At 40.3% G+C, this 5855-nt stretch carries 3 protein-coding genes and 2 pseudogenes; all 5 read left to right on the top strand.

The window, feature by feature from the left end; genetic code table 11:
* Positions 1–63: 63 nt before the first annotated feature.
* Positions 64–558: pseudogene (locus ACFIJK_RS08695) on the top strand (hypothetical protein); the annotation flags it as partial.
* Between the two features lie 7 nt (positions 559–565).
* Positions 566–1936 (top strand): hypothetical protein, encoded by a 1371-nt coding sequence (locus ACFIJK_RS08690; protein WP_375627519.1) that lies wholly within the window; start codon positions 566–568, stop codon positions 1934–1936.
* A 10-nt stretch (positions 1937–1946) separates the two neighbouring features.
* Entirely contained in the window at positions 1947–4052 is a 2106-nt protein-coding gene (locus ACFIJK_RS08685) for a glycine zipper family protein (protein WP_375627518.1), read from the top strand.
* Positions 4049–4369, top strand: a pseudogene (locus ACFIJK_RS08680) (transglycosylase SLT domain-containing protein); the annotation flags it as partial. The gene ACFIJK_RS08685 and the pseudogene ACFIJK_RS08680, both read left to right, overlap by 4 nt.
* Before the next feature lie 173 nt (positions 4370–4542).
* Entirely contained in the window at positions 4543–5709 is a 1167-nt protein-coding gene (locus tag ACFIJK_RS08675) for a tyrosine-type recombinase/integrase (RefSeq protein WP_375627517.1), read from the top strand.
* Positions 5710–5855: the final 146 nt, after the last annotated feature.

Genomic DNA, 5855 nt, shown 5'->3' with positions numbered 1-5855 from the left:
ACGTTATTCGAGACTCTCATTCAACATACAAAACAGTGAATTATCATTATAAATCAATGTCTTGTAGACCGTGTAAGAGATACGATTAACAGCTCTTTTGCAGGTGCGGGTCGTTATGGGTCCGGTGCACATGCAGGTGTATTGGCAAATGAACTTGGTGCTTTGTCCACAAGTGCTACAGCAGACCAGTATAATCGTGATGCGGACCGCATGATGCAAGCGAATTCACTGATAGACCAAGCCAATCAAAATCAGTTGGGAGCCTCAAATAACTTCTTACAGGGTTATGGCAATGCCTATTCCAATGCCATACAGGGGGGAGGTGTGCTTGATAATTACAATCAGAGAGTTGTTGATGCCAATCGTGAACGTTGGCTGGAACAAGACAATAGCGGCTGGAATAGGTTGAATATGCTTATGAACGCCGGTCATGGTTTTGCAGGCAATTACGGCACGACGACGAATAATAATACAGCCTCTATGATGCAAGGCAACGACCCTTGGAAGAACGCTATAGGGATTTTAGCTAGTATTGCTAATTTTGCAGGAAAAAAGTGAGGTAGTTATGCAAAATAGTAACGATAACATTTTATCAAGACTTCTTAAGTCTATGCATGTAATGAGCCAATATGTACCACGTATACGTTTCAACGATCTAGAAGACGCCAAACAACAGGCAAATAATTTACCTTATTTAACCCCTTCTTCCCCTATAGCAACTTTTGGTTCACAATCAAATCCTTTAGGTTTAGCTAAAAATACTTCACCTTTACCAGATGTAAGTTCGTCTTTAAGATCGGCAGGCAGAAAACCAGATGTACCGTCTTCAGTTCCTTCTTTACCAGTAGCGACCTTTGGTTCACAACCAAATCCTTTAGGTATGGAACCTTTGCCTAATGCAATTGAAACTTCAGATTTGGCATCATTGAAACCAAAGCAGTCTCAATTACCAGAGCCTATTTCATCTGTAGAACCACAGAAGTCTGTACAGCCACAACAGAGTATTGTTCCTCACCAAGATACTGGTTCTCAACAGAGTTTTTGGGATCACTTGCGTAGTCCTGAGTTTTTACAAAGATTATCGGATTATGGGATTGGTTATGCATTATCAGATGGGACGATAGCACAAAGTTTAGCGAATGCAGCTATGAATCTTCGTCGTGGTGATATGGAAAGAGAAAAAAGAGGGCAGGTTAATCAGACCGTCGAGTATCTAAAGTCCAAAGGCTATAGCGAAGAAGAAGCGCGGTTCATGGCTGGGAATAAAGATGCGTTGAATGCTTTTCTATTACAAAAAGCGAACGGCGGTTATGATGCTAGATCTAAAGAAGAATTGGACCGCCTACGAGAAACGATAGAGCTTAAAAATAGAGAAACTATCAGTAATAATACACTCCATGACATTGAACGTTTTATGAACTATATAGAAGAAAATGGTGAATGGGCTACAGGTAATGCGGCTAGTATACAAGCTCAGTTGGGTGTTCCTCAACACCGTGATATGAGTTCACTGCTTGATTCCATTAAAAATCGTATAGGTATTGATCGTTTAGAAACGATGAGACAGTATTCGCGTAATGGCGCCTCAGGTTTTGGGAATCTCACAGAAAGAGAACTTGATATCTTAAAGAGCTATTTAGGAGAGATAAAGTACAACTTGGGTCATAAAGAGCTCTTGTTTAGGTTGAAAAAAATCCATGAGATTTTGGGTAAGATGAAATCAGACGTATTGGATTTGCTGGAAAACAATAGCATTGCATTAACGCAAGAGAATGTTGATAAGGTTACATCACAGCCGCATTCTAAAGCTCCACAGCAAGGACATAGTGCAAATGCGCCTGTAGTAAAAAGTGCAGAAGAAATTGAAGCCTTACCGAAAGGGGCAGATTTTATTGTTATTGATGCCGATGGTAAAAGAATGACTATAAGAAAATAGGTTATGTTTCATGTCTGAACTTAAGAATTATGATAAGTCACTTCTTCCTGAATGGGCTAGAAAGTATAAGGTTATTGGTATTGCTGAAGATGTTCAAAAGGAAACAGATTATCCTGAACTTAAGGATTATGATAAATCACGTCTCCCTGAGTGGGCTAGGAAATATAAAGTGATTGGTATTGCTGAGGATATTCCTAATACTCAAGAAACATCTAATGATTTTTCATTTGATGATAAAGATCTTACGTGGTTGGATGCGGTTATGAGACATAGCGCATCTGGTGCAACGGCAGGTTATTTTGACGAAATGAAAGCAGTACGTGAAGCAGGTGTGAGGGATTATTGGAGCGGCGATAAAAAGGCAGAAGAGGTTTATAACAGAAGAGTAGCCAAAGAACGTGCTTACCAAAAAGCTTTGGAAGAGAAACATCCATGGTGGTCTTCTGGTGCTTATATTGCTGGTTCGATTTTACCAACAATAGCATCATTGGGGATCCCTGCTTTAAATTTTTTGCGAGCAGGTTCGACTTTAGGAGGTTTAGGTAGGGGAGCTCTTGTTGGGGCAGGCTCTGGAGCTTTACATGGTTCTGGTGCTGGAGAAGGTTACAATGATACGGTGAATTCGGCGTTAGCTGGTGGTGTTGGTGGGGCAGTTTTGACACCAGCTGCTAGTTTAGCAGGTGCGGGGGTTTCTAAGTTAGGTGGTTTACTTGTAAATGCTTTAAAATCACCTCCACTTGTAAGGAATTATTTTAATCCTGCTCATAAAGAGGTTTCCAATAAGGCTTTGCGAGAAGTTGCCAAACAACTTTACGATAATAAAACCCAAAAGATCACGGAACGTCTTAGCTCAGAACCTCAGGAAGTATTTTTGACAGATATTAATGAAAAACTACGACAGACTTTGTGGAATGCGTCTAAAACAAATGAAGATGTTTATCATCTTTTGAAACAAGCGCATGAGAAAAGATTAGGCGGTTCTGTTCAACGTCTTGATGATATGATGGAGCAGACAATTGTTCCATACCAGCATAGCGATACTTTAAGCAGGACACTTAAACAGCAAGGGAAAGAAGCACATGATCATCTTTATGAACAAGCAAGGCAAACGCCGATAGGACGAGAGTATTATCCGGCTCTTAATAAACTTTTTGAAAATAAAGGGTTTCAAAAAGCTCTTAAAGAAGCTGTCAATACTTTAGAGGAACACCCTCTCAGTATAAATCCTAGAAGGTTTTATGATAGAAGATTTAGCAGTATAACCTATAAACCTACGATAGAGTTATTAGATCAAACTAAGCAGTCTCTTGATGATTTAATCGAAAAAAGTAAGAAACATGGTGATAACCAGAAGGTTTTAGGATACGAAGTCCTCAAACAAAATTTGGTAAAAATAATGGACGAAATCTCTCCTACGTACAAAGCAGCACGCGGTAGTGCGGCAAAATTCAAAAACTTTGCAGATAGCTTTGAGGAAGGTAGACAAGCTTTTGGAACAAAGCTTGAAAAGAGTTTTGAAAGGGATGCAGTTCAGGAAAATCTTTCTAAAGGGAATTGGACAAAACAAAATAATACCTATCAGATGGGCATGAGAGATGCATTAGATGATTTACTCAGAAAAAATGATGACCCTATTAATGAATTTTCTAAACTTTTAAAACAAAATCTTGCATCTGAGAATCTTAAAAGGATGATAGGACCGGAACGGTTTTCTACTTTTAAAAAGGCAGTAGATCAGGAGCAATTCTATTCTGATGCAGCAAAAGAGGGTTTTAGCAAATTTGAAGGCATTCCTGAGGTTTCTTTTTTTAATGGAGTTCGTGTACCACATAGTATTCCTGATATACCAGCTCAAGGCTTAAAATTAGCACGAAACATATTTTTTCATCCGAATGCACCAGAGGCGCTACGAGCAAGACAAGAGCTAGAGCGCGGAATAGCGAAGTTAGCAACTTTTGGCGTTAAAGGAATGGAGCGCAATGAAATTGCCAAATTGATTCAAAGTGCTTTGAAGTGGCATAAAGCCGGTGTGATAACGGATGAAGGCTTGAAGATTGTTTCTAGAGCTGTAGCAAAAGGGTTAGGTCCTAGTGCTTCAATAGAGTATGCGAAATGACCCGTTATAGTCCTTCTGTTAATCAAGCGATACGGCAGACGGCAGTGCGTTATGGCTTGCCAGAGAGTTATTTATACCGTGTTGCGCAAGTTGAAAGTGGAGGCAATCCGAATGCAAGGAATCCCCGCTCTTCTGCGGGTGGGTTGTATCAATTTATCGATAGCACCGCCAAACAATATGGTTTGCAGGATAGGTTTGACCCCATGCAAGCGGCAGATGCCATGGGGCGGTTGACGCTTGATAATCGCAATCATTTAAGCCGCCTTTTGGGAAGAGCGCCTAGTGAAGCGGAATTGTATTTAGCACATCAACAAGGCAACGTATTGATTTATAATGATAATCTAGCGTTATTCATATTGAATGAGAGTCCCGAATAACGTAAGATTCTCTCATTTCAAATCTGTTTATCTTGAATCAATCAAAATCACTTGCTTGCACACCACAAGCGGGGCTGGCGTGTGGGTAAAAATGAGGAAAGAAAGGAGTAAAAATGCCTCTTATGAATCGTCTTAATGCAAGGGCTGTCGCAACATTGGGGGCTGGCAAATATAATGATGGTGCCGGCTTGCTTCTCCATAAGCGTAAAGATGGTGGTGCTCAATGGCTTTATCGTTATACCATTCATGGTCGGCGCCGCGAAATGGGCTTGGGTGCGTTGCGAAATGTTTCTTTAAAAAAAGCCCGTGAATTAGCAAATCAATGGCGTTCTGTTTTGCATGAGGGTCGTGACCCTATTAAAGAACGCGATAAACAAAAGCGTGAGGCAATAAGCAATCTTCATTACTTAAAAGATATTGCTTTAGATACTTTTGAAAGTCGGAAATCTGAGTTAAAAGGGGATGGTAAAGATGGGAATTGGTTTGCACCTTTACGCCTACATATTCTCCCTAAATTAGGCTGTCTGCCTGTTTCTGAGATTACACAAACAGAGATACGCAATGTTCTTGCCCCTATTTGGCATTCAAAAGCTGGAACAGCTAATAGAGCTCTTACCCGTCTTAATCTTTGTCTCAAACATGCGGCTGCCTTGGGTTTGAATGTTGATTTACAAGCAACAGAAAAAGCACGCGCGCTCTTAGGTAAACAACGTCATAAAACACAAAATTTACCAGCAATGGATTGGAAAGATGTTCCGGCTTTTTATAAAACACTCTGTGAAGCATCGACCATAACACAACTGGCTTTGCGTTTGCTTATTCTGACAGGCGTTCGTACCAATCCTTTACGTCATATTCATAAAGATCAAGTTGAGGAGGATATATGGACCATTCCTGCTGAGAATATGAAAGGAAGGCGTGATGCTACAACAGAATTTCGCGTGCCTCTATCAACAGAAGCATTAGAAATTCTAAAACAAGCGCGCTTGCTCTCTCGTAATGATTTCTTTTTTTCTGCTACCGGTCGCGGTCCCCTTGCTGATAGTTGTATGGCAAAGTATATGAGAGAGAATAAGATTGATGCCTGCCCCCATGGATTTCGCTCTAGTTTACGCAATTGGCTTGCTGAAACAACCGATGCCTCCTATGAGGTCGCTGAAACCATTCTAAGTCATACAGTAGGAGGTAAAGTAGAGCGTGCCTATCGTCGGACTGACTATTTAGAACAGCGCCGCGTTTATATGGATAAATGGGCGGCTTATGTCACGGGTCAATCTTAAGATATGGGGTGAATAACCCCATGATCTGTGGATAACTTTAGCTCTCTTTTCTCTCATTCTTTCTCAATAAGATTCATAAATTATCACATCAGAAATTATATGATAAAATATTGTTTTCTATAAATAAAATACCTTCAAAAATGAAC

The organism is Bartonella sp. PS17NMGDW, assembly GCF_042193555.1.
Lineage (GTDB): Bacteria > Pseudomonadota > Alphaproteobacteria > Rhizobiales > Rhizobiaceae > Bartonella > Bartonella grahamii.
This window is presented reverse-complemented; position numbering and strand designations above follow the sequence as displayed.